This window comes from Streptomyces sp. AV19, from assembly GCF_015999245.1.
Lineage (GTDB): Bacteria > Actinomycetota > Actinomycetes > Streptomycetales > Streptomycetaceae > Streptomyces.
The window spans coordinates 575991-599892 of sequence record NZ_JAEAMR010000022.1; the positions used below are offsets into that span (position 1 = coordinate 575991).

Below are 23902 nucleotides of genomic sequence, written 5' to 3' on the forward strand. Positions count from 1 at the left end.
GCTGGGTGCCGCCGGTCAGCTGCCCGATCTCGTGGATGCCCGCGAAGTTCTGGATGGCGCCGCAGGCGACCAGCACCAGCGCGCCGATCACCGAGATCGGGATCAGGATCCGGACGGTGCCGCGCACCAGGTCGGCCCAGAAGTTGCCGAGTTCACCGGTGCGCGAGCGGGCGAAGCCCCGGACGAGGGCGATGGCGACGGCCATGCCGACGGCGGCGGAGACGAAGTTCTGCACCGCCAGGCCCAGCGTCTGGACGGCGTGGCCCATGGCCTGCTCGCCCGAGTACGACTGCCAGTTGGTGTTGGCGACGAACGAGGCTGCGGTGTTGAACGCCTGGTCCGGGCCGATCGCCGTGAAACCCAGCGACAGGGAGTGCGGGAGCACGCCCTGGATCCGCTGGAGCAGGTAGAGGAAGAGGATGCTCGCGAGCGAGAAGGCCAGGACGCCGCGCAGATAGGCGGGCCAGCGCATCTCGGCGGACGGGTTGGCGCCGATGAGGCGGTAGATCCACTTCTCGGTGCGCAGGTGCTTCTCGGAGCTGTAGACGCGGGCCATGTAGTCGCCGAGCGGGCGGTAGACCAGCGCCAGCGCCGCGACGAGCGCGGTGAGCTGGAGGACTCCGGAGAGGACGGGGCTCATGTCTGTGCTCAGAACCTCTCCGGGAAAACGAGGGCGAGGACCAGGTAGCCCAGGAGGGCGACGGCCACGACCAGGCCGACGATGTTCTCGATGCTCACAGCTTCGTCACCCCCTTGGCGACGAGAGCCACCAGCGCGAAGACCGCGACACAGGTGACGACGAAGGCCACGTCGGCCATCGTGTGCTCCTAGAGAGTCGGACAGAAACGGACCTCTAGAGGAAACATCCCTTACCGACCGGTACAGCGTTCGTTGACGCCTCCCTTACGGCCATTAGCGCCCCCTTGACGAGATCCATACGGGAACGTCCAGGACCTGCGAAAACGCCAACGGGCCGGAACCCCGGCTAAGGGTTCCGGCCCGGCGGAAGGGCACAATCCGGCCGCTGGAGGCCGGTGTTCGGGCCGCTGGGAGCGCGTGCCCGGCTACGGTGGGGTCAGCGGACCTCGGAGATCTCCGGGCCCCGCTGGAGGCGCTCCACGCCCCCCGCGAAGCGCGACTGGCCCTCCTCTTGGAGGCCCTCGGCGACCATCTGGGCGTCGTCGGGCAGCTTGAGGACGATCGGGTCACGCGGGGCCATCGGGGACTCGCCGCGCACGACGACCGTGTCCCGGAAGATCTGCTCCAGCAGACCCGCCGTCTGCGGCTGCACGGCGCCCTGGCCCGAGATCACGCCGCGCAGGAACCAGCGCGGACCGTCGCAGCCCACGAAGCGCACCAGCTGCACGCCGTTCGTCCCGTCGGGCAGGGCGACGGGCACCTGGGCCCGCAGCTCCCAGCCCAGCGGGCCCTGCACCTCGTCCACGACACCGCCCTGCTGGGTGATGCCGGCCGCGATCTCGTCGCGGACCTCGTGCCAGATGCCCTCGCGCTTGGGGGCGGCGAAGGCCTGCAGCTGCACGGCGCTGTCGCGCAGCACCACGGTCGCGGCGACGATCGCGTCCCCCGCGACCTCGACCCGCAGCTCCATGCCCTCGACCCCGGGCACGTAGATCCCGCCCAGGTCGACGCGGCCCTCGGCGGCCTCGTGCACCTCGGAGACGTCCCACGGCCCGTCGGGACGGGGCTCGGGCTCCAGGCGCACCCGGTGCGCCTCGGCGTCCTCCACGTCCTCGTCGGCGAGGGAGTCCTCCGTCTGCTCGGAGGTCACGTCGTCGATCAGTTCGACGGCGTCCTCGCTGCGCTTGCGGCGACGACCGAACACGTCACTGTCCTTCCCGGTCAGAGGCGACCGAAGCGAATCCATGCCCCACGGCGTCGTGGCCCCCGGTGGACCCGAAGCCCCCTTCGCCCCGCGCCGAGCCGGGAAGCTCCGCAACCTCGTGGAAGCGGACCTTCTCGACCTGCTGGACAACCAATTGGGCGACGCGGTCGAACCGCTCGAACCGCACGCTCTCGCGCGGGTCCAGATTGACCACAATCACCTTGATCTCTCCACGGTACCCGGCATCGATGGTCCCCGGGGCATTCACCATCGAGACCCCGCAGCGGGCGGCGAGGCCGGAACGCGGGTGCACGAAGGCCGCATACCCGTCGGGCAGCGCGATCGACACCCCGGTGGGCAGCACGGCCCGCTCGCCCGGGGCGAGCACGGCGGCCTCGGTGGTCACCAGGTCGCACCCGGCGTCGCCGGGGTGGGCGTAGGCGGGAAGCGGTACCTCGGGATCGATCCGGTGGATCAGGACGTCGACGGGCTGACGCATCAGGGGTTCACCTCGAAGGCTCGCATGACCTTCATCTGGTCGGGATCGGAGAGCGCCGCCCTGATCTCGGCGGGGCGGCCGTTGTTGACGAAGTGCTCCATCTTGACCTCGATGAACACCGCGTCGGCGCGGACCGCGACCGGCCCCTCGGGGCCGCCGATCCGGCCGGTGGCCGTGCAGTAGATCTTGCGGCCGTGCACGGCGGACACCTCGGCGTCCAGGTGCAGCACGGTGTCCACGGGGACGGGCAGCGCGAAGTCCGTCTCCAGCCGGCCGGTCACCGCGATGACGCGGGTCAGCCAGTTCAGCGACCCCAGCGTCTCGTCCAGCGCCGTCGCCAGCACTCCGCCGTGCGCCAGACCGGGGGCTCCCTGGTGGGCCTCCCTGACCCGGAACTCGGCCGTGACGCGCACGCCCTCGCCGGCCCGCACCTCCAGGTGCAGACCGTGCGGGACACCGCCGCCGCAGCCGAAGCAGTTGTCGTAGTGCGCCCCGATGACCTCGCCCGGCGCGGGGGCCTCGGGATGCCGCACCGGCGGCCGGGCGCCGGCCGGCGGTGTCAGCGCTGTCGTTCGTCCACTCACAGGGGCTGACCTTACCCGCGCGAGCGGCACCCGGTCCCGTCCGTGCCAAGCTTGGGCTCATGCAGCCTTACGAAGAACGCCTGACCGCGCCCCGATCCTGGTGGGTCGTCGCGGTGCTCGTCGGGATCTCGATGGCCCTGATCACGCTGCCCCTGGGCTCGGTCCCGATGCTCACCGGCTTCGTCGCCGGGACGGCCCTGGCCGCGATCGCCGTGAGCTCCTACGGCTCCGCGCGGATCCGGGTGGTGGGCGGCGCCCTCGTCGCCGGGGACGCGCGGATCCCCGTCGAGGCCCTGGGCGAGGCGCGGGTCCTGGACGCCGAGGAGGCGCGCGCCTGGCGCACGCACAAGGCCGACGTCCGGGCGTTCATGCTGCTGCGCGGCTACGTGCCGACCGCCGTGCGGATCGAGGTCACGGACCCGGACGACCCGACACCCTACGTCTACCTCTCCACCCGCCACCCCGAGAAGCTGGCCGCCGCGGTCGCCGCTGTGCGGAGCTAGGGGGCCTCGGGGGCGGGCAGCTCGTCCCAGGGCACCTGCCGGCGGCGCAGGTCGGTGCGGACCTTGGCGGCGAGCTTGCGGGTGTCCCGGCGGTTCATCACCGCGCCCACGGTGGCGCCGATCATGAACGGCGCGAGGTTGGGGAGGCTGCGGAAGGTGCGCTTGAGGACCTGCTGGCGCAGCTCGCGCCGCAGCTGTCCGCCCAGCGCGATGTTGATGGTCTTCGGCGAGGTGACGTCGACCCCGCGTTCGTCGGCCCAGGCGGCGAGGTAGGCCGTCGAGCGCCGGCGAAGGGTGCCGGGCGCCCGGAGGCCGTAGACCTCGTGCAGCTCGGCGATCAGTTTGAACTCGACGGCCGCGACGCCGACGATCTCGGCGGCGAGCTCCGCCGGCATGGCCGGGGGCACCGGCAGCATCGCCGCGGCCCCGATCCCGGCCCCCACGGTGGACGTGCCGTTCGCGGCGCCGGCCACCAGCTTGTCGGCGATCTCCTCCGGACCGAGGCCCGGAAACTGGGCCCGCAGGGTGGCGAGATCGCGCACCGGGATCCGCGGGGCGTTCGCGACGATCCGGTCGGCGACGGCGGTCAGTCCCGCCTTCGCGCCCAGGCTCCAGCGCCGGGCCCGCCCCTGGGAACCCTCATCGGCCGGATTCTCGACGCCGTGGCCGACCGCGGCGGCGAGCGAGGCCGTGCGGCCCCGCTCGGCGTTCGTGTCGGCCGCGCCGCCCGATGCGGCCTCCTGCGGCCCCGTGCCGTCCCCCGCCGGCTTCAGGGCCCGGATGATGCGCCGTGCGCGCCGCTTCCCGAACGATTCCGAGCCTGCCATGGCAGACCCGCGCCTCACTCGCAGTCGCGGCAGATCGGCTGGCCGTTCTTCTCGCCGGCCAGCTGGCTGCGGTGGTGCACGAGGAAGCAGCTCATGCAGGTGAACTCGTCGGCCTGCCGGGGCAGGACGCGTACGGAGAGCTCCTCGTTGGAGAGGTCCGCGCCCGGCAGCTCCAGGCCCTCCACGGCCTCGAACTCGTCGACGTCTACGGCCGAGGCCGACTTGTCGTTCCGGCGGGACTTCAGTTCCTCGATGCTGTCCTCGTTGACGTCATCGTCGGTCTTGCGTGGGGTGTCGTAATCCGTTGCCATGTCGCTCTCCCCCTCTGGGTGTCTGCGGTGTCTCCAGCGCACGTAACGCGTGAGGAGCCGGACTTGTGCCCGACCCGAGGCGGAGATTTTGCCTCACATCAAGGTCTGTTACTCAATCGACACCCAACCGCACACCTGAAGAGGTGATCGGATCGGGTGGCGAACGGGACCGTACACGGTCCGCAGGCCGCTCGTGGCGGCGCCATCTCCTGTACTTCCCGTGATCAAGACCCCCGGAAACCCCCATTTTCCCGGCGTTCCAGGGGAGCCTTCGATCACGGAGAGTGGATGGCCGGATGTTGTCCCATGTGATCGATCACACACGACAACAGCGTCCACCAGACCGGGAAAATTCCGCGCAAAGCGAACCCGTGTCCGCCGTATTCTCGCAGATTTCCCGGGCCCTTTTCCCGCCCGGTGGCGGGGCACCGGGAAGTCTGTCAGGTCGGCAGGACGACCCTCATGACCAGGCCGCCGCCCTCCCGGGGCACCGCCGTGATCCGGCCGCCGTGCGCCCGGGCCACCGAGCGGACGATGGACAGCCCCAGGCCCACGCCCTTGTCGCTGCCGGTGCGCTCGGTGCGCAGCCTGCGGAAGGGCTCGAAGATGTTGTCCAGCTCGTAGGCGGGCACGACCGGGCCGGTGTTCTCCACCACCAGCACCGCCTGCCCCTGCTGCGTCTCGGTGGTGACCTCGACCCAGCCGTCCGGGACGTTGTAGCGGACGGCGTTCTGCACCAGGTTGAGCGCGATCCGCTCCAGCAGGACGCCGTTGCCCTGCACCACGGCGGGCCGCCGGGTGCCGCGCAGCTCCACGCCCTTGGTCTGGGCCTCGGTGCGGGCCTGGTCGAGCGCCCGGTCGGCGACCTCCGCGAGGTCCACGGGCTTGCGGTCCACGATCTCGTTGTCGCTGCGGGCCAGCAGCAGCAGGCCCTCCACCAGCTGCTCGCTGCGCTCGTTGGTGGCGAGCAGGGTCTTGCCCAGCTGCTGGAGCTCCGGCGAGGCGCCGGGGTCCGAGAGGTGCACTTCCAGGAGCGTGCGGTTGATCGCCAGCGGGGTGCGCAGCTCGTGCGAGGCGTTGGCCACGAAGCGCTGCTGGGCCGTGAAGGCCCGCTCCAGCCGGTCGAGCATCTCGTCGAAGGTGTCCGACAGCTCCTTGAGCTCGTCGTCCGGGCCACCGAGCTCGATGCGCCGGGTCAGGTCCGTCGCGGCCACCCGGCGGGCGGTCCGCGTGATCTTGCCCAGCGGGGACAGGACGCGGCCGGCCATGGCGTAGCCGAAGGCGAAGGCGATCACGGCGAGGCCGAGCAGGGCCAGCAGCGAGCGGCGCAGCAGGCTGTCCAGGGCCAGGGCGCGCTGGTGGTCGGTGCAGGTCCTGACGCCCTGCATGAACTCGTCCTTGCCGCCCAGGTTGGCGAGATCGGGACAGTTGGTGGCGACCCGCACTTTGCCCTCGACGAGGCTGAACGGCAGCTCGCTGCCCTGCCGCATCGCGTCCGCGGCCAGCAGATAGATGATCGTCAGCAGCAGGACGCCGGCCATCAGGAACATCCCGCCGTACAGCAGGGTGAGCCGTATCCGGATGGTGGGCCGCAGCCACGGGAAGGGCCGCACCACCGGCTGGCGGGGGTCCCAGGCCGGCCTGGGCGGGGAGGACGGCTGAGGGGGCGCCGAGGGGGGCGTGGGCGGGGAGGTGGGGGACGGAGCGGCCATCGGTCAGATCCGGTATCCCGAGCCGGGGACCGTGACGATCACGGCGGGCTCGCCGAGCTTGCGGCGCAGCGTCATGACGGTGACGCGGACGACGTTGGTGAACGGGTCGGTGTTCTCGTCCCAGGCCTTCTCCAGCAGCTGCTCCGCGGAGACCACGGCGCCCTCGCTGCGCATGAGCACCTCCAGCACCGCGAACTCCTTCGGTGCCAGCTGCACCTCGCGGCCGTCGCGGAACACCTCCCGGCGATTGGGATCGAGCCGGATGCCGGCCCGCTCCAGGACGGGCGGCAGGGCGACGGTGGTACGCCGGCCCAGGGCCCGCACGCGGGCGATCAGCTCGGTGAAGGCGAAGGGCTTGGGGAGGTAGTCGTCGGCGCCGATCTCCAGGCCCTCGACGCGGTCGCTGACGTCGCCGGAGGCGGTCAGCATCAGGATGCGGGTGGGCAGCTGGAGCTCCACGACCTTGCGGCAGACGTCGTCGCCGTGGACGACGGGCAGGTCGCGGTCGAGGACGACGACGTCGTAGTCGTTGACGGCGATACGCTCCAGGGCGGCGGCTCCGTCGTACACGACGTCGACGGCCATGGCCTCCCGGCGCAGTCCGGTGGCTACGGCATCGGCGAGCAGCTGCTCGTCCTCGACGACGAGTACGCGCACGGCGCTCTTCCTTCCGTGTGGGCCCGGTGGGCCAAGGGGTGCGGACGGCCCGTGCGGGCTCTTTGAGCAGGCTCTGAGCAGGCGCGACGGACCGCGGTGAGTCCCTCCATCGTGCCTCGTCACCCGGTAAACCGGCTGTAAGGGGTCCGGGACGCCCGGTGGGCAGGGGATTCGCGCCTGTTTGCGGACGGCATGTTTCCGTCCGGACGAGGGTGGGGAAGACGTCTCCACACCCGCGATCACGCCCCTGTACCGCGGTACGCCCCGACCCGCCGTACCGCTTGGGGTACCACCACGCACGTGATCGTTTCCCGGCCCCGGCCGGGGAGAACCCCCGGCACACCCCCGTGCCAACCGAGCCGACCCAGGAGGGGGCGCAGCATGGACGCGTTCACCGCCGGCATTCTGCAGCGCATAGAGAGCACGCGGCAATCTCTCGACCGGGCCCGCCGCAGCGGCGACGACTTTCTCATCGACATGGAGCAGTCGCAGCTGGACGACCTGCACCGCCTCGCGGCGGAGCACGGTGTCGAGGTCAGCGCCGCCTGACCCCTGACCGGTCCCGAGGTACGCCAGGGCGCCCCGGTGCGATCCGCACCGGGGCGCCCGTCCGTCTCCGGGTCAGTCGTGCCAGGCGCCCAGCTCCTCCAGGCGGGCCTGGAGCGGCTCGAAGAGGCCGGCCGGGGCGGCGACGGTCAGCTCGCCGGAGGGGGCCCGGCCCGGGCGGCCGCCGGTGAGGGCGCCCGCCTCGCGGGCGATCAGGGCGCCGGCCGCGAAGTCCCAGGGGTTGAGGCCGCGCTCGTAGTAGCCGTCGAGCCGGCCGCAGGCCACGTCGCACAGGTCGATGGCGGCCGCGCCGGCCCGGCGGATGTCGCGCACCTCGGGCAGCAGGGCGCGCACCACCTCGGCCTGGGCGGCGCGGCGCTCGGTGAGGTAGCCGAAGCCGGTGCCGACGAGCGCCTGCGGGAACTCCGGCGCCGGGCGCACCCGCAGCCGCCGTTCGCCGCAGTACGCGCCCTCGCCGAGGACCGCCCGGTAGGTCTCGCCCCGCATCGGGGCGGCGACCACGCCGACCACGGCCTCCCCGTCCACCTCGGCGGCGATGGAGACCGCCCAGGAGGGCAGCCCGTAGAGGTAGTTGACCGTGCCGTCGAGCGGGTCGATCACCCAGCGGACACCGCTGGTGCCCTCGCTGTCGGCGCCCTCCTCGCCGAGCAGCCCGTCGTGCGGGCGGCGCTCGGCGAGGAAGCCGGTGATCAGCTTCTCGGCGGCGAGGTCCATCTCCGTGACGACGTCGATGGGGCTGGTCTTGGTGGCGGCCACGCCCAGGTCGGCCGGGCGGCCGTCCTTCAGCAGGGCGCCGGCCCGGGCGGCGGCCTCCAGGGCCACGGCCAGGAGCTCGGAGTTGCTCACGGTGCTTCCTTACGCGTACGGGCTGTCGGCGCCCGCGGCGGCGGGGCGGGGGGAACGGGCCGGGCAGCAGCCGACCGGGCACAGGTCGTGGGAGGGGCCCAGGGCGCCCAGGGCGCAGCGCTCGGGGCACTCGCCGCGCTCGGCGGCGGCGCGCTCCAGGACCAGCTCGCGGACGGCGGCGGCGAAGCGCGGGTCGGCGCCCACGGTCGCGGCCCGGGCGACGGGCAGGCCCAGCTCCGCGGCCTTGGCGGTGGCCTCGGTGTCGAGGTCGTACTTGACCTCCATGTGGTCCGAGACGAAGCCGATGGGGACCATGACGACGGCCGGGGCGCCCTCGCCGTGCACCGCCTCCAGGTGATCGCAGATGTCCGGTTCGAGCCAGGGGATGTGCGGGGCGCCGCTGCGCGACTGGTAGACCAGCCGCCACGGGCGGTCGGTGCCGGTCTCCGCGCGGACCGCCTCGGCGATCGTCCGGGCGACGTCCAGGTGCTGGGCGACGTAGGCGCCGCCGTCGCCGTGGTCCTCGGCGGGGCCCGAGGTGTCGGCGGCGGCCGTGGGGATGGAGTGGGTGGTGAACGCGAGGTGGGCCCCGGCGCGGACCTCCTCGGGCAGCCCGTCGAGCGCGGCCAGCGTGGCGTCGACCATGGGGCGGACGAAGCCGGGGTGGTTGAAGTAGTGGCGCAGCTTGTCGATCCGCGGCACGGGCAGGCCCTCGGCCTCCAGCGCGGCCAGGGCGTCGGCCAGGTTCTCGCGGTACTGGCGGCAGCCGGAGTAGGAGGCGTAGGCGCTGGTGGCGAGGGTGATGACGCGGCGGTGGCCGGCGGCGACCAGCTCGCGCAGGGTGTCGGTCAGGTACGGCGTCCAGTTGCGGTTGCCCCAGTAGACCGGCAGGTCGAGGCCGGCGGCGGCGAGCTCCTCGCGCAGCACGCGGAGCAGCTCGCGGTTCTGGTCGTTGATGGGACTGACGCCGCCGAAGAGGAAGTAGTGCTGGCCGACCTCCTTGAGCCGCTCGCGGGGGATGCCGCGGCCGCGCGTCACGTTCTCCAGGAACGGGACGACGTCGTCCGGGCCCTCGGGGCCGCCGAAGGAGAGCAACAGCAGGGCGTCGTACGGGGCATGGGCTGGCTGATCCGACATGGGTCCGATCCTGCCACCCGCCACTGACAGCCGCCGCACCCGGCTCGGTTACCGGCGGTGCCGCGGGCCGGAGTCCGGGCCTGCCGAGGACCGGAAAAAGCCGTGCGACGCACAGATGTTCACTCGTAAGCTGTATGGGCCACCCAAGGTCCTTACGACACTCTCGTGTCGAACCCCTCCATCCCCACAGTGCGGAGTCGGCTTGTCCAGTCCCTACCGTGCGATCTTCGCCGCACCCGGTGCCAAGTCCTTCTCCGCGGCCGGACTCCTCGGCCGCATGCCGCTGTCGATGATGGGCATCGGCATCGTCACCATGGTCTCCGAGCTGACCGGCAGGTACGGGCTGGCGGGGGCGCTCTCCGCGGCCCTCGCGCTGGCCACCGCCGCGATGGGCCCGCAGGTCTCGCGGCTGGTCGACCGCCATGGACAGCGGCGCGTCATGCGGCCCGTCACCCTGGTCGCCACGGTCTCGGTGGCCGCCCTGCTGCTGAGTGCCCAACAGGGCTGGCCGGAGTGGACGCTGTTCCTCTTCGTCCTGGGCGTGGGGACCGTGCCGAGCGTGGGCTCGATGGTGCGGGCCCGCTGGGCCGCCCTCCACGCCGACTCCCCCGACCAGTTGCACACGGCCTACTCCGCCGAGTCCGTCATCGACGAGGTGGTCTTCATCGTCGGGCCGATCCTCGCCATCGGCCTGTCCACCGGCTGGTTCCCGGAGGCCGGCCCGCTGCTGGCCGGCGTCTTCCTGCTGGTCGGCGTCTTCTGGCTCACCGCGCAGCGCGCCACCGAACCCGTCCCGGCGCCCGCCGGACACCGCGCGGGCGGCTCCGCGCTGCGCTCGCGCGGCCTCCAGGTCCTGGTGGTCACCTTCGTCGCCACCGGCGGGCTGTTCGGCTCGATCGAGGTGGTGACCGTGGCCTTCGCCGAGGAGCAGGGCCACAAGGTGGCGGCCAGCCTGGTGCTCGCGGTCTGGGCCCTCGGATCGTGCCTGGCCGGGACGGTGTTCGGGCTGCTGCGTCCCAAGGGGGACGCCGCCCGGCGCTGGCTGCTGGGCGTGTGCGCGATGGCCCTGAGTATGATCCCCCTCCAACTGGTCGGGAACCTGCCGTTCTTGGCCGTCGCGCTCTTCTTCGCGGGCCTCGCCATAGCACCGACGATGGTGACCACCATGGCCCTCGTCGAGCAGCACGTACCGCGGGCGAACCTCACCGAGGGCATGACCTGGACGAGCACCGGAATGGCGGTCGGGGCGGCGCTCGGCTCGTCCGCCGCCGGCTCCGTGGTCGACGCCGCCGGGGCGGGGACGGGGTACGCGGTGCCCGGCGCGGCGGGCGCGCTGGCGGCGGCGGTCGCGTTCCTCGGATACCGCCGGCTGCGGCCGGCGCCGGAGCGGGCGGGGGCTTCCGTCCCGCGGGCAAGGGGAGGGGCTGGCGCACATGACGGAGACAGCGAGGACGAGCGCGTGGCGTAACTGGGCGGGGAACGTGACCGCGCGCCCCGCGCGGACCGTGGCACCCGGCACGGCACGCGAGACGGCCGAGGCCGTCGCGTCCGCGGCGGCGGACGGCCTGCGGGTCAAGGCCGTCGGCTCGGGCCACTCGTTCACGGCCGCGGCCGTCACCGACGGCCTGCTGATACGCCCGGAGCGGCTGGCCGGTCTGCGGGCGATCGACCGCGCCGCCGGGACGGTGACGGTCGGGGCCGGGATGCGGCTCGGCACGCTCAACCGGCTGTTGTCCGCGCACGGCCTGTCGCTGACGAACATGGGCGACATCATGGAGCAGACCGTCTCCGGCGCGGTCGGCACCGGCACCCACGGCACGGGCCGCGACTCGGCCGCCGTCGCCGCGCAGTTGCGCGGTCTGGAGCTGGTGACCGCGGACGGCTCGGTACTGGAGTGCTCCGCGACGCGCCATCCGGAGGTCTTCGCGGCGGCCCGGGTGGGGCTGGGCGCGCTGGGCGTGATCACGGCGGTCACCTTCGCCGTGGAACCGGAGTTCCTGCTGACGGCCCGTGAGGAACCGATGTCCCTGGGGCGGGTCACCGCGGAGTTCGACCGGCTCACGACGGAGAACGAGCACTTCGAGTTCTACTGGTTCCCCCACACCGAGCACTGCACCACCAAGCGCAACAACCGCAGCGCCGGTCCGGCGGCGCCGCTCGGCCGGGCCGCGGCCTGGGTGGACGACGAGCTGCTCTCCAACGGGCTGTTCGGGGCGGTGTGCGCGCTCGGCCGGGCCGTGCCGGCGGCGGTGCCCGGCATCGCCCGGCTCACCGGACGGGCCCTGTCGGCCCGCACCTACATCGACGTCCCCTACAAGGTGTTCACCAGCCCTCGCCGGGTCCGCTTCCTGGAGATGGAGTACGCGCTGCCGCGCGAGGCGGCGACGGCCGCGCTGCGGGAGCTGCGCTCCGTCATCGAGCGCCGCCGGCTACGGGTGAGCTTCCCCGTCGAGGTGCGGACCGCGCCGGCCGACGACATTCCGCTGTCCACCGCGTCCGGGCGGGAGACGGTGTACCTCGCGGTGCACATGTACCGGGGGGCGCCGTACCGGGAGTACTTCACCGCCGCCGAGCAGATCATGGTCGCGCACGGGGGGCGGCCGCACTGGGGGAAGCTGCACTCGCGCGACGCGGGGTACCTGTCCGGGGTGTATCCCCGGTTCGCGGAGTTCGCGGCCGTGCGGGACCGGCTGGACCCGGATCGGGTGTTCGCGAACGCGTATCTGCGGCGGGTGCTCGGGGATTAGGGACGCCCCGGCCCCCCCAGAGGGGACACACCCACTTTCACCGTTTCCCGGGAAGACCCCGGACCCCGTCCGCACGCCGGGCGGAGTCCTCAAACGCCGGACGGGCTGAAACGACCTACGGCGCCGAGGTCGCCCCGCCCGCCCCGCCCGCCGGCGGCTGCTGCGTCGCCGGCGGCGTGCCGCCGTCCCCGGAACCGCCCGTGGTCTTCCCCCCGGACGTGCCACCGCTCCCCGCGTCCGGCGAACCGCTCGCGTCCGGCGACTTCCCCGGGCTCGGCGACGACCCGCCCGAGGGCGAGCCCCCCGGATCCGGCGTCTGCCCGCCCGAGGAGCCGCCGCTCGACCCCGACGTGCCGGGCGACGACGACGCGCCGTCCTTCCCGTCGTCCTGCCCGCCGCCGGAAGCGGAACCGGAGTCCGTGCCGGAGGATCCGGCCCCCGGCGTCCGGTGCGTACCGGGGTCCTGCCCCGGCCCGTCGTTCCCCTTCTTCTGTTCCGACTTCCCGCCGCCGCCCTGGAACGGTCGCAGGATCGTCGGCTCGTCCTTCTTCCCGTCCGCGCTCGTCCCCGACACCAGCTCGACCGCCGTCACCGTGCCCATCGCCAGGACGAACACCGCCCCGGCGGCCAGCAGCGGGCGCTTCCAGCCGCGCAGCCGGGTGCCGTGCGTCGTTCCCTCCGAGTACTGCCCGGAGAGGCCGGGCGGTACGGCACCGGAGCGCGCATCGCCGTACACGCCGGGGTACGCACCGGCGTGCGCTTCCGGCGGCATCCGCGTCGCGCCGTCCACCGGCACCTGTCGCGGCTTGGGCCGGGCCGCCTGCGTGGCCGCGTCCCGCACCTGCTCGCCGGTGCGCCGGAACAGGTGCTGGAAGACGGTGCCTCCCGTGGTGGCGACCACGCTGACGACACCGGCGCCGATCACCGTGCCGTAGACACCGAGCTTGCCCGCGAGCAGCGCGGCGACGACCGCGGCCAGGGCACTTCCGGCGACCTGGGCGACGCTCAAGTCCAGGCGCCTGCCCTTGGCCTTTGCGGCACTTTCGGCTTTGTCGTCCATCTCCGGCCTCTGTCGAACCTTTCGCACCCTCTTGCAGCAAGAAGAGACATTCGAGCGTGGCGAACAGTTCCGAATTCGTTGATTGTGTGAACCACGCCACCCGTGGGAAGGTCTCCGGCGCAAGAGGGCACAATCAACTCCCTTGCCGGACGTGAACATCGATGGCGCGCCGTTCCACCCCCAGTGGTCCGAATGGAGTACTGTGGCGAGCCCGGCCCCGGTATTCCGTCCGGCTGCCCGGACCCGACCGGGAAGGGGCCCGGGCGGCTCTCGCCCCGTCAACTCGGCAATGTTGTGGCAGGCTGCTACCCGGGCAGGCCACACTCGACTAGCGGAAGCAGCGACGCACGTGACGTCGGCAGGCACCACCCGGGAGGTCCCCATGCCCGAACTGCGTGTCGTGGCCGTCTCCAACGACGGCACACGACTGGTGCTCAAGGCAGCGGACAGCACGGAGTACACCCTCCCCATCGACGAGCGGCTGCGTGCCGCCGTGCGCAACGACCGCGCACGCCTGGGCCAGATCGAGATCGAGGTGGAGAGCCACCTCAGGCCCCGTGACATCCAGGCCCGGATCCGGGCCGGCGCCTCCGCGGAGGAGGTCGCGCAGCTCGCGGGCATCCCCGTCGAGCGCGTGCGGCGCTTCGAGGGGCCCGTCCTGGCGGAGCGCGCGTTCATGGCCGAGCGCGCCCGCAAGACACCCGTGCGCCGTCCCGGCGAGAGCACCGGGCCCCAGCTCGGCGAGGCGGTGGCCGAGCGGCTCCTGATGCGCGGCGCCGAGAAGGACACCGCGCAGTGGGATTCGTGGCGGCGCGACGACGGCACCTGGGAGGTGCTGCTCGTCTACCGGGCGGCCGGTGAGCCGCGCGCCGCGAGCTGGACGTACGATCCGCCCCGCCGGATCGTCTCTGCGCTGGACGACGAGGCCCGGGCGCTGATCGGCGAGACCGAGGACACCCCGGAGCCGAGCTTCCCCTTCGTGCCGCGCATCGCCCGGCTGCCCCGCGACCGGTCCGCGGAGCGGGCCTCGGCATCCGCCGCCCCTGAGGCCGCGGAAGGCGCGGCTCCGGAGGACGGCGGCAAGGAGCGGGACTCCCTGACCAGCCTGCTCGAGGCCGTGCCCAGCTTCCGGGGCGACATGATCGTCCCGGAGCCGTCGCCGGCCCCGTCGGCCGAGGACGCGCCGGCCGAGGAGGCGGAGGCGGTCGAGCCGCCCGCCCCGGCCGCGAGCGCCGGCGCGGCCTACGCGGACGTGCTGATGCCGCGCTCCGTGGCGGGGCACCGCGAGCGGCTGATCGGCACGACGGACCGTCAGGCGGAGGCGGACGGCGTCCGTCCGGGCCGCCGGGCGGCGGTGCCGAGCTGGGACGAGATCGTCTTCGGCACGCGCCGCAAGAAACAGGACTAGGGCCTGGCCGCCCGCGTCACGCAGCAGGCCTCGTGAGCTGCCGACTGCCTCACAGGGAGCACCCGTTCCGGCGAGGCGGCGGCGTCGACAGCCATCAGACACGGCCCAGGGCTCGTCCGACGGCTCTTGGACCGCTGCCGAGCAGGCCGCCCCTGCCACGCGGCGCGACTCATGAGCTGCCGACCGCCGTACAAGGAGCGCCCGCACCTGCGAGGCGGCGGCCTCAAGAGCCGTCGGACACGGCCTGGCGGGCGGCCCCCGGAAGGCGGGGACCGCCCCGTTCTCAGCCCGGCTGCGGCCCGGTGGCCACCGGCCGGGACGGATCCGCCGTCCACTCGCTCCAGGACCCCGCGTACAGCACCGCCGGTACGCCCGCGACCGCGAGCGCCAGCACCTCGTGCGCGCCCGAGACGCCGGATCCGCAGTAGACGCCGACCTCCGCGCCCGGCTCCGCGCCGAGTCCGGCGAAGCGCTCCGCCAGATCGGCGGAGGGCCGGAACGTCCCGTCGGCGGTCACGTTCTCCGTCGTCGGCGCGGAGCGGGCGCCGGGGATGTGCCCGGCGACCGGGTCCAGCGGCTCCACCTCGCCGCGGTAGCGCTCCCCCGCCCGCGCGTCCAGCAGCACCCCGCGCCGGGCCAGCGCGGCGGCCCCGTCGGCGTCGATCAGCAGCGGGCGCGCCCCCGGCTCGGGGACGAAGTCGCCCTCGGGCGCATCGGGCACCTCGGCCGTCACCTCGCCGCCCTGCGCGGTCCACGCGGGCAGCCCGCCGTCCAGGACCCGCACCGACGGGTGCCCCGTCCAGCTCAGCAGCCACCACACGCGCGCGGCCGCCCAGCCCTGCCCGCCGTCATAGACGACCACGCCGCGGTCGGCCCGGACACCGGCCCGGCGCAGTGCCGCCCCGAACGCCCCCGGGTCCGGCAGCGGATGGCGGCAGCCCCGGCCCGTCTCCTTCGGCCCCGTCAGCTCGGTCTCCAGATCCAGGTAGACCGCTCCGGGGATGTGCGCGGCGTCGTAGTCCGGCCGGCGCGGGACCGCGCCCATCTCCCAGCGGATGTCCAGCAGGACGGGCGGCCGCTCCCCCGCCAGTTCCCCGGCCAATTCCTTTGCGCTGATGATCGCATTCATGACAGCCATCCTGGCGTAGTCGGCGTGCGTCCGACAGGCACCCTGGCGCGATGGTTCCTGCCGATCGATACTGGACGGCAACGGCGTCGAAACGGAAGCGAAACGCGAATTCCGGTCCGTTCGCGGGAGATCCCGCTGAGATCGCGCGGGAACCAGTGAAATCCGGCGCGGCCGGGGGGCATGTCACCACCGGTGGTGCAAACATCTGCTCAGGCACCGTCCTGTACCACCCCGCGCGCCGCCGTTCAGGCAATGGGCGAGGGAACGCGCGGCCACCACGATGGTCCGAGGAGAGAGCGACGATGACCGAGGTATGGGGTTCCTCCCCGCGGCGGGGGCAGCCCGCCCGGCACGCCCCCGGCACCCCCTGCTGGACGAGCCTCCTGGTGCACGACCTGGAAGCGACCAAGGACTTCTACGGCGGCCTGTTCGGCTGGAGTTACTACAGCCCCGGGCCGCGCCAGCTCGGTCCCTACGTCCGCGCGACGGTCGACGGGCGCGACGTGGCCGGGATCGGTGAACTGCCGCCCGACCGGCGGCCGGCGACCGCGTGGACCACCTATCTGGCGAGCGACGACGCCGACTGTGCCGCGGAGTGGATCCGCTGCTCCGGCGGCACGGTCGGGGTGGGCCCCCTCGCCGCCGAGGACATCGGCCGCCTGGTGCTCGCCTCCGACCCGGCCGGCGCGCCCTTCGGCGTCTGGCAGGGACAGGACCTGACGGGGCCGCAGCCCTCCGGAGTGCCCGGTACGCCGGTGTGGCACGAGCTGGTCACCCACGACGCGGCAGCGGTGGTGAAGTTCTACAAGGCCCTGTTCCGTTACGAGACCAAGCCGGCCGGCTCCGCCGACTGCGACCGGCTCACGCTGCTGCTCGACGGCCGGCCGGTCGCCTCGGTCCGCGGCGCCGGGGCCGCGCTGCGCCGCCCGCACTGGACCACCTGGTTCGAGGTGGCCGACCCCGACGGCGCCGCCCGACGGGCCGAGGAACTGGGCGGACGCGTGCTGGACCCCCCGCACGACGACCCGGCGGGCCGCATGGCCTCGGTCGAGGACCCGGAGGGCGCCGCCCTCACCCTGCTGCGGACGGCCCGTTAGCCGCACCGGCCGCGCCTTCGATGGGTTCCGGGTCGACCGGCAGCACGTCGGGGGAGAGCGCGGCGGCCCGCGCCGCGGCCGCCGTCAGCCGCCGGCGGTGGTGACGACGGCACAGCACCTCGTAACCCACCACCGTCTCCGGCTGGTTGACGTCCCCGACGACGACCTGGGCGCCCTCGACGACCATCTGCCCGCCGACCGTACGGGCGTTGTGGGTGGCGCGCGCCCCGCACCAGCAGAGCGCCTCGACCTGCAGGACCTCGATGCGGTCGGCGAGTTCGACCAGCCGCTGCGAGCCGGGGAAGAGCTTGGTGCGGAAGTCGGTGGTGATGCCGAAGGCGAAGACGTCCAGTTCGAGGTCGTCGACGATCCGGGCCAGCTGGTCTATCTGCTCGGGGGCGAGGAACTGGGCCTCGTCGCAGATGACGTAGTCGGCGCGGCCGCCCGAGGAGAGGTGGCCGACGATGTGCGCGTAGAAGTCGAAGCCCTCCCCCGCCTCGACGGAGTCCGTCACCAGGCCGAGCCTTGAGGACAGTTTGCCCTCGCCCGCGCGGTCGTTGCGGGTGTAGATCATCCCTTGCAGACCGCGGGCCGAGCGGTTGTGCTCGATCTGCAGAGCGAGGGTGCTCTTTCCGCAGTCCATGGTTCCGGAGAAGAACACCAGCTCGGGCATGGGAAGGCCGATGCCTTTCGTTCGTGGGGGGCGTGCGGGGAACGTCGTGGGGGTGCTGCTGTACTCAGTTGCTGCCGTACTCAGGTGCCGCTGTGCTCAGGAGCGCACTTCGAGGAGCGGGACGAGCTGTTCGACGGGCGTCATGGAGCCGTGCAGGCCGACCATGGCGGACTCGTTGGGCTCGGTCTCGGTCGCGACGATCGCGACGTCGTCCCGCGCGGCCGCGACCACGTCGCCGATCCGGGCGTACACCCGGTCGTCCACGCCGGCTCCCGGCGGGCCGAACCAGCCGGCCTCGATGGCCTCGTCGCGCCCGGCGACCCACATCTGCTCCCCCAGCACCTCGCGCCACACGGCGAGCACATCGGCGGCGGCGCCCGGCACCGCGTAGACGTGCCGGGCCCGCGCCTCGCCGCCGAGGAGGGCCACGCCGGCGCGCAGCTCCCAGTCCTCGTCGAAGTCGATGCGCGCCTCGGGGGTGAACGGGATGTCGATCATGCCGTGGTCGGCGGTGACGTACAGCGCGGAGCGCGGCGGCAGTTGCTCGGCCAGCCGCTGGGCCAGCAGGTCCACGTACATCAGCTGGCCGCGCCACTCCTCGGAGTCGACGCCGAAGCGGTGGCCCTTGCCGTCCACCTCGCTGTAATAGGTGTAGACCAGCGAGCGGTCGGCGGCGCCGAGCTGCTGGGCGGCCAGATCCATCCGGTCCTCGCCGGAGAGCCGGCCGTGGAAGGTGCCGCCGCTCAGCGCGATCTTCGTCAGCGGAGTGTGCTGGAAGTCGGGGGCGGACACCTGGCAGGTGTGGATCCCCGCGTCGTCCGCGAGCGAGAAGACGGTGGGGTACGGCTGCCACTGGTGCGGGTCGGTCCACGGCCGCCAGCGCAGCTGGTTCATCAGCTGTCCGGTCGCCGGGTCGGCGACGGTGTAGCCGGGCAGACCATGGACGCCGGGCGGCAGGCCGGTGCCCACCGAGGCCAGCGAGGTGGCCGTGGTGGAGGGGAAGCCCGCGGTCAGCGGCGTGCCGGTGCCGTTGCCCGAACTGCCGAGCAGCGAGTGGAGGAACGGCGCCTCGGCGGGATGGGCGCGCAGCAGCTCCCAGCCCAGGCCGTCGATCAGGAAGACGCAGACCCGGTCGGCGGGCGCCAGCTCCAGGCCGGAACGGAAGCCCGGGACGCCCATGCCCGCGACGGCGGAGGGCAGCAGGTCGGCCAGGGAGCCGGTGCCGTAGCGCGGCAGCGGGGCGGAGCGCGGGTCCAGGGGGGCGGGCTCGTACCAGGAGGAACCGGCGGTGGTCGGGTGGGACATCAGCGGCCGGCGACCGCGGTCGCCTCGGAGAGCGCCTGGGCGAAGGCGAGGGTCTGGCGGACGCTGTCCGGCCCGTCGCCCGCCTCGCTGACGCGCAGGCTCAGGTCGTCCGCCGTCGTGGAGCCCGTGTAGCCGTGGTCCGCGTCGCAGTTGGGGTCGCCGCAGGCGGCGGGCTCCAGGTCGATCCGGGACACCGCGCCCCAGCCGATGGTGAGCACGACCTCGCGGGGCAGCGCGCCCGGGGTGTACGACTCGGGGTTGGCGACGACGCGGCTGACGACGACCGAGGAGATCCGCTCCAGCTTCACGGACTCGGTCGAGGTGGTGGCGTACGGGGACGGCGAGGTGCCGTCCGCGGCCTGCTCGTCGGTGTGGCTGACGATGAACCGCGTGCCCGTCAGGACGAGCACCGTCACATGGCGGCGGACCTCGTTGGAGTCGAACGTCGTCTCCTGGTGCACCAGGTACGACACGACCGGCTCACCGCCCACGGCCGCCTCCACGGCCTCGGCCACGAGGGCCGGGTAGTAGCCGCTGCGCTCGATCGCCGCGCGCAGCCCCTGGGTCGTCGTACCGGTCTTCGCCATACGCCCATCCTACGGGGCGTACGGAGCCCGGCCGCCGCCGATGCCCGCCCCGGTCCGGCGGATCCCGGCCATGTCCGGGCGGGACGGCGGCGGGACGGTCAGTACGACGGCAGGCTGCGCGGGCCCAGGTCCGTGCGCGGCGGGGGCGGGGCCAGGCGCAGGGAGGCGCCCAGGACATGGACGCCGTGCTGGGCGACGATCACCGGCTCCAGGTCCGCGCCGACGACCTCCGGGTGGTCGTCGACCAGCCGCGAGAGGCGCAGCAGCAGCTCCTCCAGCGCCCCGGTGTCCACGGGGGACGCGCCGCGCCAGCCGAACAGCAGCGGTGCGGTGCGCACCGAGCGGATGAGCTCGGCCGCGTCCCGGTCGGTGGTCGGGACCAGGCAGTGCGCGGTGTCGCCGAGGAGCAGGGAGGGGGCGCCGGCCAGCCCGAAGGAGAGCACGGCGCCGGCGGCCGGGTCGATCGCGGCGCGGACGACGGTGTCGACGCCGCGCGGGGCCATCGCCTGCACCACCAGCCGGGTCTCCGAGGGCTTGCCGAGCAGCTCGGTCAACTCGGTGTAGGCGCGCAGCAGTTCCGCCTCGCCGCCGAGGTCGAGGCGGACGCCGCCGAGGTCGGCGCGGTGGCGCAGGTGCGGGGCGGTGGGCTTGAGCGCGACGGGGAAGCCGAGGCGGTGGGCGGCGGCCACGGCGGCGTCCGGGTCGGGGGCGGGCAGGGCGGGGAGCACGGCGATGCCGTAGCGGGCGAGCAGGCGCTGGGTGTCGGCGGCGGAGAGGGTGACGGCGCGCGGGCCGGTGCCGCCGGGGGCCGTGGCGCCGTGGGCGTCGAGCAGCACCTCGATGTCGGCGGCGGCGCCCGCCTCGTCGATGTCGTCGTACTCGGGGACGCGGCCGGGGGACTCCTCGGCCCGGCGGCGCCACTGGGCGTAGCGCGTGGCCTGGGCCAGGGCCCTGGCTGCCCGCTCGGCGGCGGGGTAGACGGGGATGCGCGGGGAGGCGGGGCCGGGGGCCCGGGCGTCGTCCGGCGGGACGTCTTCCGGCTGGGTGTCTTCCGGTTCCTGCGGGACGTCTTCCGGCGGGGCGGCCAGGGCTTCGGCGAGGCCGGGTATCTCCAGGTGGACCACGCACACCGGCTTGGCCGCGGGAGCGGTGGCGACGGCGGAGCGCAGGGCCGTGGCGAGCTCCTCGGCGGACTCGCTGCCGACCCTCGGGATGGCGGTGACGACGACCGCGTCGCAGGCGTCGTCCGCCAGGGCGGTGGCGAGGGTGGCGCGGAAGTCCTCCGGGAGGGCGTCGGTGGTGAGGTCGAGCGGGGGGCGCGGGCGCAGCCCGTCGGTCAGGCAGGCGTCGTAGGTGAGCAGGGCCAGCGACTGGGAGTTGCCCAGGATGGCCACGCGGGGCCCGGCGGGCAGCGGCTGGGCGGCGAGCAGCAGTCCGGTGTCGGTGAGCTCGGTGACGGTGTCGACCCGGATGACCCCGGCCTGGCGCAGCAGGTCGGAGACGGTGGCGTCGGGGATGCGGGTGGTGGGCACGGTGTGCCCGGCGGGGGCGGCGGCGCCGTGCCGGGCGCCCTTGACCACGACGACGGGTTTGCGGCGGGCGGTGCGCCGGGCGAGGCGGGTGAACTTCCGCGGGTTGCCGATGGATTCGAGGTACATGAGGGCGACGTCGGTGTCCGGGTCGTCGTACCAGAACTGGAGGAAGTCGTTCCCGGAGAGGTCGGCCCGGTTGCCCGCGGAGACGAAGGTGGAGACGGAGGCGAGCCCGGCGCCGGCGGCCCGCCGGTGCAGCTCGGAGAGGAGCGCGATGCCGATGGCTCCGGACTGGCTGAAGAGCCCGACCCGGCCGGGGGCGGGCAGCTCGGGCGCGAGGGAGGCGTTGAGCCGGACGCCGGCGGCGGTGTTCACCAGGCCGAAGGAGTTGGGGCCGATGATGCGCATCCCGTAGGACCGGGCCTGCCGGACCAGTTCGCGCTGGCGGTCGCGGCCCTCGGGGCCGCTCTCGGCGAATCCGGCGGAGAGCACCACGAGGCCCTGGACGCCGTGCTCACCGCAGTCGGCGACGACGGAGGGCACTTCGGCGGCGGGCACGGCGACGACGGCGAGGTCGACGGGGGCTTCGATCTCCCGGAGCGAGCGGGCGGCGGGGACGCCCTCGGGGTCGAGCCGCGTCAGGCCGTCCGGGAAGGCCCGGTTGACTGCGTACACCCGGCCGGTGAAGCCGCCGGCCAGCAGGTTGCGCAGCACGGTGCGGCCCATGCCGTCGGCCGCGCGGCCGGTGCCGACGACGGCGACGCTGCCGGGGGCGAGGAGGCGCTGCACGGACCGGGCCTCGGCCCGCTGCTCGCGGGCGCGCTGGACGGCGAGCGAGCGGTCGGTGGGCTCCAGGTCGAGCTCGAGGCGGACGACGCCGTCCTCGAAGCTCCGCTTCTGGGTGTAGCCGGCGTCCGTGAACACCTTGATCATCTTGGTGTTGGCGGGCAGGACCTCGGCGGCGAAGCGCCGGATGCCGCGCTCCCGGGCCACGGCCGCGATGTGCTCCAGCAGGGCGGAGGCCACGCCCCGGCCCTGGTGGGCGTCCTGGACCAGGAAGGCGACCTCCGCCTCGTCGGTCGCACCCGCCGCGGGGCGGCCCCGGGGGTCGATGCGGTCGTAGCGGACCGTGGCGATGAACTCGCCGCCGACGGTGGCGGCGAGGCCGACCCGGTCGTTGTAGTCGTGGTGGGTGAAGCGGTGCAGATCCCGGTCGGACAGCCGGGGGTAGGGCGCGAAGAAGCGGTAGTACTTGGACTCGTCCGAGACGTGTTCGTAGAAGCTGACCAGGCGCCGCACGTCGTCGGGGGTGATGGGGCGGATCCGGGTGGTGCCGCCGTCGCGCAGGACGACATCGGCTTCCCAGTGGGCCGGGTAGTTGGTGAACCGCGTCGCGTGCTCGGACGGCGTCTGCATGGGGCCAGCGTACGGCCGGGTACCGACACCGCGACCGAGCACCGTCCGCCCCGTGCGACACTGGTCTAGACAACCACTTCGACTTGAAGGGCAACACCATGGTTGAGCGCCGAGTGAACGTCGGCTGGGCCGAGGGTCTGCACGCCCGCCCGGCGTCGATCTTCGTCCGTGCGGCGACAGCTGCCGGAGTCCCCGTGACGGTCGCCAAGGCCGGCGGCACCCCCGTGAACGCCGCGTCCATGCTGGCCGTGCTGGGCCTGGGCGCGCAGGGTGGCGAGGAGCTCGTCCTCGCCAGCGAGTCCGAGGGCGCCGAGGCCGCGCTCGACCGCCTGGCGAAGCTGGTCGCCGAGGGGCTGGAGGAGCTCCCGGAGACCGTCTGACCCCGGAACGCGGCGGGGCCGCGGCGGCCCTCAGCGGCCGCCGCGGCCCCGTCGTGTGCTCCGCCCGGCACACGGGCGGCGGATTCCGCCCGCGAACCGCCACAATTCCCGGCCGGAATTTCCTCCGCGTACCGGAATAGCGCGGGGTTGTTACAGGCGGGCGCTCGCCGTGTTCACGGCGCGTTTCCCGTCCGCCGCCCGCGGCACCCCGGCCGGCGGGACCGGACGCCACAGCCGGAATTCCCCCGGCGGCCGCTGGGCCCGTACCGCCGCGATCGACCGCGCCCGCTCCGCGTCACGGCGCAGGATGGCGTCCACCAGGGCCGCGTGCGTCTCCCAGACCTCCGCCGGCCGGGCCGGCGGCTCGGCCGCGTACACCCAGGCGATCTTGCGCCGGACCTGGGTGAGCAGGGCCGCGAGACTCGGGCTGCCGGACGCCTGGGCCAGCGTCTCGTCGAACCAGTCGCCCAGCTGGCACAACTCCCCCGTCCGCCCCGAGCGGACGCGCTCCCGGCCCAGCCGCACCAGCCCCCGCAGCACCTTCAGGTGCGCGTCGGTGCGCCGCTGCGCCGCACGGGCGGCGCCCAGCGGCTCCAGCAGGGCGCGGACGTCGAGCAGGTCGGCGGCCTCCTGCTCGGTCGGCTCGGCGACGCAGGCGCCGGCGTGCCGGCGGGTGGTGACGAAGCCCTCGGAGGCCAGGGTGCGCAGGGCCTCGCGGACGGGCACGCGGGAGACGCCGTAGCGGCGGGCGAGGAGCTCCTCGATGAGCCGGCTGCCCGGCGGGAAGGCACCGGAGACGATGTCGTCGCGGATGGCCGCGCACACGGCCTGGGCGGAGACGCGGCGGGCGTCCCGCACCTCGTCGCCCTCGCTGGTCACCAACGTCCCCGCATCGACGAACCCCTCCGTATCGCCCCGCTCCGCGTCGCCCCGCCGAATGGCATTCCGGTTGACGCCTGTTCAAGGATGCCCGGGGACGATCGACTCTATTGCAATCACGTACGAATTCCGATGGCCGCCCGAGAGGCAGGGAAACGTTTTGGCCACGCCGAAGGCCCCGGCCGGAGCCGGGGCCTTCGGGA

Annotated in this window: 25 protein-coding genes; 7 read left to right on the top strand and 18 right to left on the bottom strand. The window is 73.7% G+C overall.

Features of this window, described 5'->3' with window-relative positions; genetic code table 11:
- The 5 genes from I5Q34_RS30705 to I5Q34_RS30725 form a co-directional block, all read right to left on the bottom strand.
- A partial coding sequence (locus I5Q34_RS30705; protein ID WP_199895717.1) for a potassium-transporting ATPase subunit KdpA occupies nt 1-640 on the bottom strand: 640 nt, incomplete at its 3' end.
- 8 nt (nt 641-648) lie between these two features.
- Nucleotides 649-738 carry a K(+)-transporting ATPase subunit F gene (kdpF, locus tag I5Q34_RS30710; protein WP_199895718.1) on the bottom strand — a complete coding sequence of 30 codons (90 nt, stop codon included), beginning with the start codon at nt 736-738 and terminating at the stop codon, nt 649-651.
- Nucleotides 739-1075: 337 nt separating this feature from the next.
- Nucleotides 1076-1843 (bottom strand): DUF3710 domain-containing protein, encoded by a 768-nt coding sequence (locus tag I5Q34_RS30715; RefSeq protein ID WP_199895719.1) that lies wholly within the window; start codon nt 1841-1843, stop codon nt 1076-1078.
- A gap of 1 nt (nt 1844) precedes the next feature.
- Nucleotides 1845-2342, bottom strand: a complete 498-nt coding sequence (gene dut, locus I5Q34_RS30720) for a dUTP diphosphatase (RefSeq protein WP_199895720.1) — start codon at nt 2340-2342, stop codon at nt 1845-1847.
- Complete coding sequence (locus tag I5Q34_RS30725) at nt 2342-2926, bottom strand: PaaI family thioesterase (RefSeq protein WP_199895721.1); 585 nt, start codon at nt 2924-2926, stop codon at nt 2342-2344. The genes dut and I5Q34_RS30725 overlap by 1 nt, the downstream gene beginning before the upstream one ends.
- Nucleotides 2927-2985: 59 nt before the next feature.
- Between I5Q34_RS30725 and I5Q34_RS30730 the strand changes: the two genes are divergently transcribed.
- Nucleotides 2986-3429, top strand: a complete 444-nt coding sequence (locus tag I5Q34_RS30730; RefSeq protein WP_199895722.1) for a DUF3093 domain-containing protein — start codon at nt 2986-2988, stop codon at nt 3427-3429.
- Here I5Q34_RS30730 and I5Q34_RS30735 read toward each other — a convergent pair.
- The 4 genes from I5Q34_RS30735 to I5Q34_RS30750 all read right to left on the bottom strand — a co-directional run bounded on the left by I5Q34_RS30735 (nt 3426) and on the right by I5Q34_RS30750 (nt 6936).
- The gene (locus I5Q34_RS30735) at nt 3426-4256 is read right to left on the bottom strand and encodes a hypothetical protein (protein WP_199895723.1); all 831 of its coding nucleotides are present in this window, start codon (nt 4254-4256) and stop codon (nt 3426-3428) included. The genes I5Q34_RS30730 and I5Q34_RS30735 overlap by 4 nt on opposite strands.
- A gap of 14 nt (nt 4257-4270) precedes the next feature.
- Nucleotides 4271-4567 (bottom strand): DUF4193 domain-containing protein, encoded by a 297-nt coding sequence (locus I5Q34_RS30740; protein WP_004949312.1) that lies wholly within the window; start codon nt 4565-4567, stop codon nt 4271-4273.
- 440 nt (nt 4568-5007) lie between these two features.
- Nucleotides 5008-6279, bottom strand: a complete 1272-nt coding sequence (locus I5Q34_RS30745; RefSeq protein ID WP_199895724.1) for a HAMP domain-containing sensor histidine kinase — start codon at nt 6277-6279, stop codon at nt 5008-5010.
- Nucleotides 6280-6282: 3 nt separating this feature from the next.
- Nucleotides 6283-6936 (bottom strand): response regulator transcription factor, encoded by a 654-nt coding sequence (locus tag I5Q34_RS30750; protein WP_199895725.1) that lies wholly within the window; start codon nt 6934-6936, stop codon nt 6283-6285.
- Between the two features lie 381 nt (nt 6937-7317).
- On the opposite strand from I5Q34_RS30750, the gene I5Q34_RS30755 reads away from it, so the two are divergent.
- Nucleotides 7318-7485, top strand: coding sequence for a hypothetical protein (locus I5Q34_RS30755; RefSeq protein WP_198535550.1), 168 nt, complete (start codon nt 7318-7320; stop codon nt 7483-7485).
- A 72-nt stretch (nt 7486-7557) separates the two neighbouring features.
- Here I5Q34_RS30755 and I5Q34_RS30760 read toward each other — a convergent pair whose 3' ends face one another.
- Together I5Q34_RS30760 and I5Q34_RS30765 are read right to left on the bottom strand one after the other, a co-directional pair.
- Nucleotides 7558-8349 carry an inositol monophosphatase family protein gene (locus I5Q34_RS30760; protein WP_199895726.1) on the bottom strand — a complete coding sequence of 264 codons (792 nt, stop codon included), beginning with the start codon at nt 8347-8349 and terminating at the stop codon, nt 7558-7560.
- Nucleotides 8350-8358: 9 nt separating this feature from the next.
- Nucleotides 8359-9486, bottom strand: a complete 1128-nt coding sequence (locus tag I5Q34_RS30765; protein ID WP_199895727.1) for a ferrochelatase — start codon at nt 9484-9486, stop codon at nt 8359-8361.
- Nucleotides 9487-9688: 202 nt separating this feature from the next.
- On the opposite strand from I5Q34_RS30765, the gene I5Q34_RS30770 reads away from it, so the two are divergent.
- Both I5Q34_RS30770 and I5Q34_RS30775 read left to right on the top strand, forming a co-directional pair.
- Nucleotides 9689-10954, top strand: a complete 1266-nt coding sequence (locus I5Q34_RS30770) for an MFS transporter (RefSeq protein WP_199895728.1) — start codon at nt 9689-9691, stop codon at nt 10952-10954.
- Nucleotides 10920-12233, top strand: coding sequence for a D-arabinono-1,4-lactone oxidase (locus I5Q34_RS30775; protein ID WP_199895729.1), 1314 nt, complete (start codon nt 10920-10922; stop codon nt 12231-12233). The genes I5Q34_RS30770 and I5Q34_RS30775 overlap by 35 nt, the downstream gene beginning before the upstream one ends.
- A gap of 115 nt (nt 12234-12348) precedes the next feature.
- Here the strand turns inward: I5Q34_RS30775 and I5Q34_RS30780 are convergent, their stop codons facing one another.
- The gene (locus tag I5Q34_RS30780) at nt 12349-13293 is read right to left on the bottom strand and encodes a hypothetical protein (protein WP_199895730.1); all 945 of its coding nucleotides are present in this window, start codon (nt 13291-13293) and stop codon (nt 12349-12351) included.
- Between the two features lie 349 nt (nt 13294-13642).
- Here I5Q34_RS30780 and sepH point away from each other — a divergent pair, with 349 nt between their 5' ends.
- A complete protein-coding gene (gene sepH / locus I5Q34_RS30785; protein ID WP_199895731.1) occupies nt 13643-14701 on the top strand; it encodes a septation protein SepH in 1059 nt (352 codons plus the stop codon).
- Nucleotides 14702-14984: 283 nt separating this feature from the next.
- Here the strand turns inward: sepH and I5Q34_RS30790 are convergent, their stop codons facing one another.
- Nucleotides 14985-15830: a sulfurtransferase gene (locus tag I5Q34_RS30790; protein WP_199895732.1), complete on the bottom strand. Its 846-nt coding sequence runs from the start codon at nt 15828-15830 to the stop codon at nt 14985-14987.
- Nucleotides 15831-16132: 302 nt separating this feature from the next.
- On the opposite strand from I5Q34_RS30790, the gene I5Q34_RS30795 reads away from it, so the two are divergent.
- Nucleotides 16133-16927 (top strand): VOC family protein, encoded by a 795-nt coding sequence (locus I5Q34_RS30795; protein ID WP_199895733.1) that lies wholly within the window; start codon nt 16133-16135, stop codon nt 16925-16927.
- On the opposite strand, the gene I5Q34_RS30800 is transcribed toward I5Q34_RS30795, so the two are convergent.
- From I5Q34_RS30800 to I5Q34_RS30815, 4 genes are all read right to left on the bottom strand, one after another.
- Nucleotides 16902-17600 carry a thymidine kinase gene (locus tag I5Q34_RS30800; RefSeq protein ID WP_199895734.1) on the bottom strand — a complete coding sequence of 233 codons (699 nt, stop codon included), beginning with the start codon at nt 17598-17600 and terminating at the stop codon, nt 16902-16904. The genes I5Q34_RS30795 and I5Q34_RS30800 overlap by 26 nt on opposite strands.
- 96 nt (nt 17601-17696) lie before the next feature.
- Nucleotides 17697-18905: an alkaline phosphatase family protein gene (locus tag I5Q34_RS30805; protein WP_199895735.1), complete on the bottom strand. Its 1209-nt coding sequence runs from the start codon at nt 18903-18905 to the stop codon at nt 17697-17699.
- Nucleotides 18905-19492 (bottom strand): DUF5998 family protein, encoded by a 588-nt coding sequence (locus I5Q34_RS30810; RefSeq protein ID WP_049717129.1) that lies wholly within the window; start codon nt 19490-19492, stop codon nt 18905-18907. The genes I5Q34_RS30805 and I5Q34_RS30810 overlap by 1 nt, the downstream gene beginning before the upstream one ends.
- A 98-nt stretch (nt 19493-19590) precedes the next feature.
- Nucleotides 19591-22440, bottom strand: a complete 2850-nt coding sequence (locus I5Q34_RS30815) for a bifunctional GNAT family N-acetyltransferase/acetate--CoA ligase family protein (protein WP_199895736.1) — start codon at nt 22438-22440, stop codon at nt 19591-19593.
- Nucleotides 22441-22538: 98 nt separating this feature from the next.
- On the opposite strand from I5Q34_RS30815, the gene I5Q34_RS30820 reads away from it, so the two are divergent.
- Entirely contained in the window at nt 22539-22820 is a 282-nt protein-coding gene (locus I5Q34_RS30820) for an HPr family phosphocarrier protein (RefSeq protein WP_199895737.1), read from the top strand.
- A gap of 150 nt (nt 22821-22970) precedes the next feature.
- On the opposite strand, the gene I5Q34_RS30825 is transcribed toward I5Q34_RS30820, so the two are convergent.
- A complete protein-coding gene (locus I5Q34_RS30825; RefSeq protein WP_277965597.1) occupies nt 22971-23699 on the bottom strand; it encodes a GntR family transcriptional regulator in 729 nt (242 codons plus the stop codon).
- Nucleotides 23700-23902 lie beyond the last annotated feature (203 nt).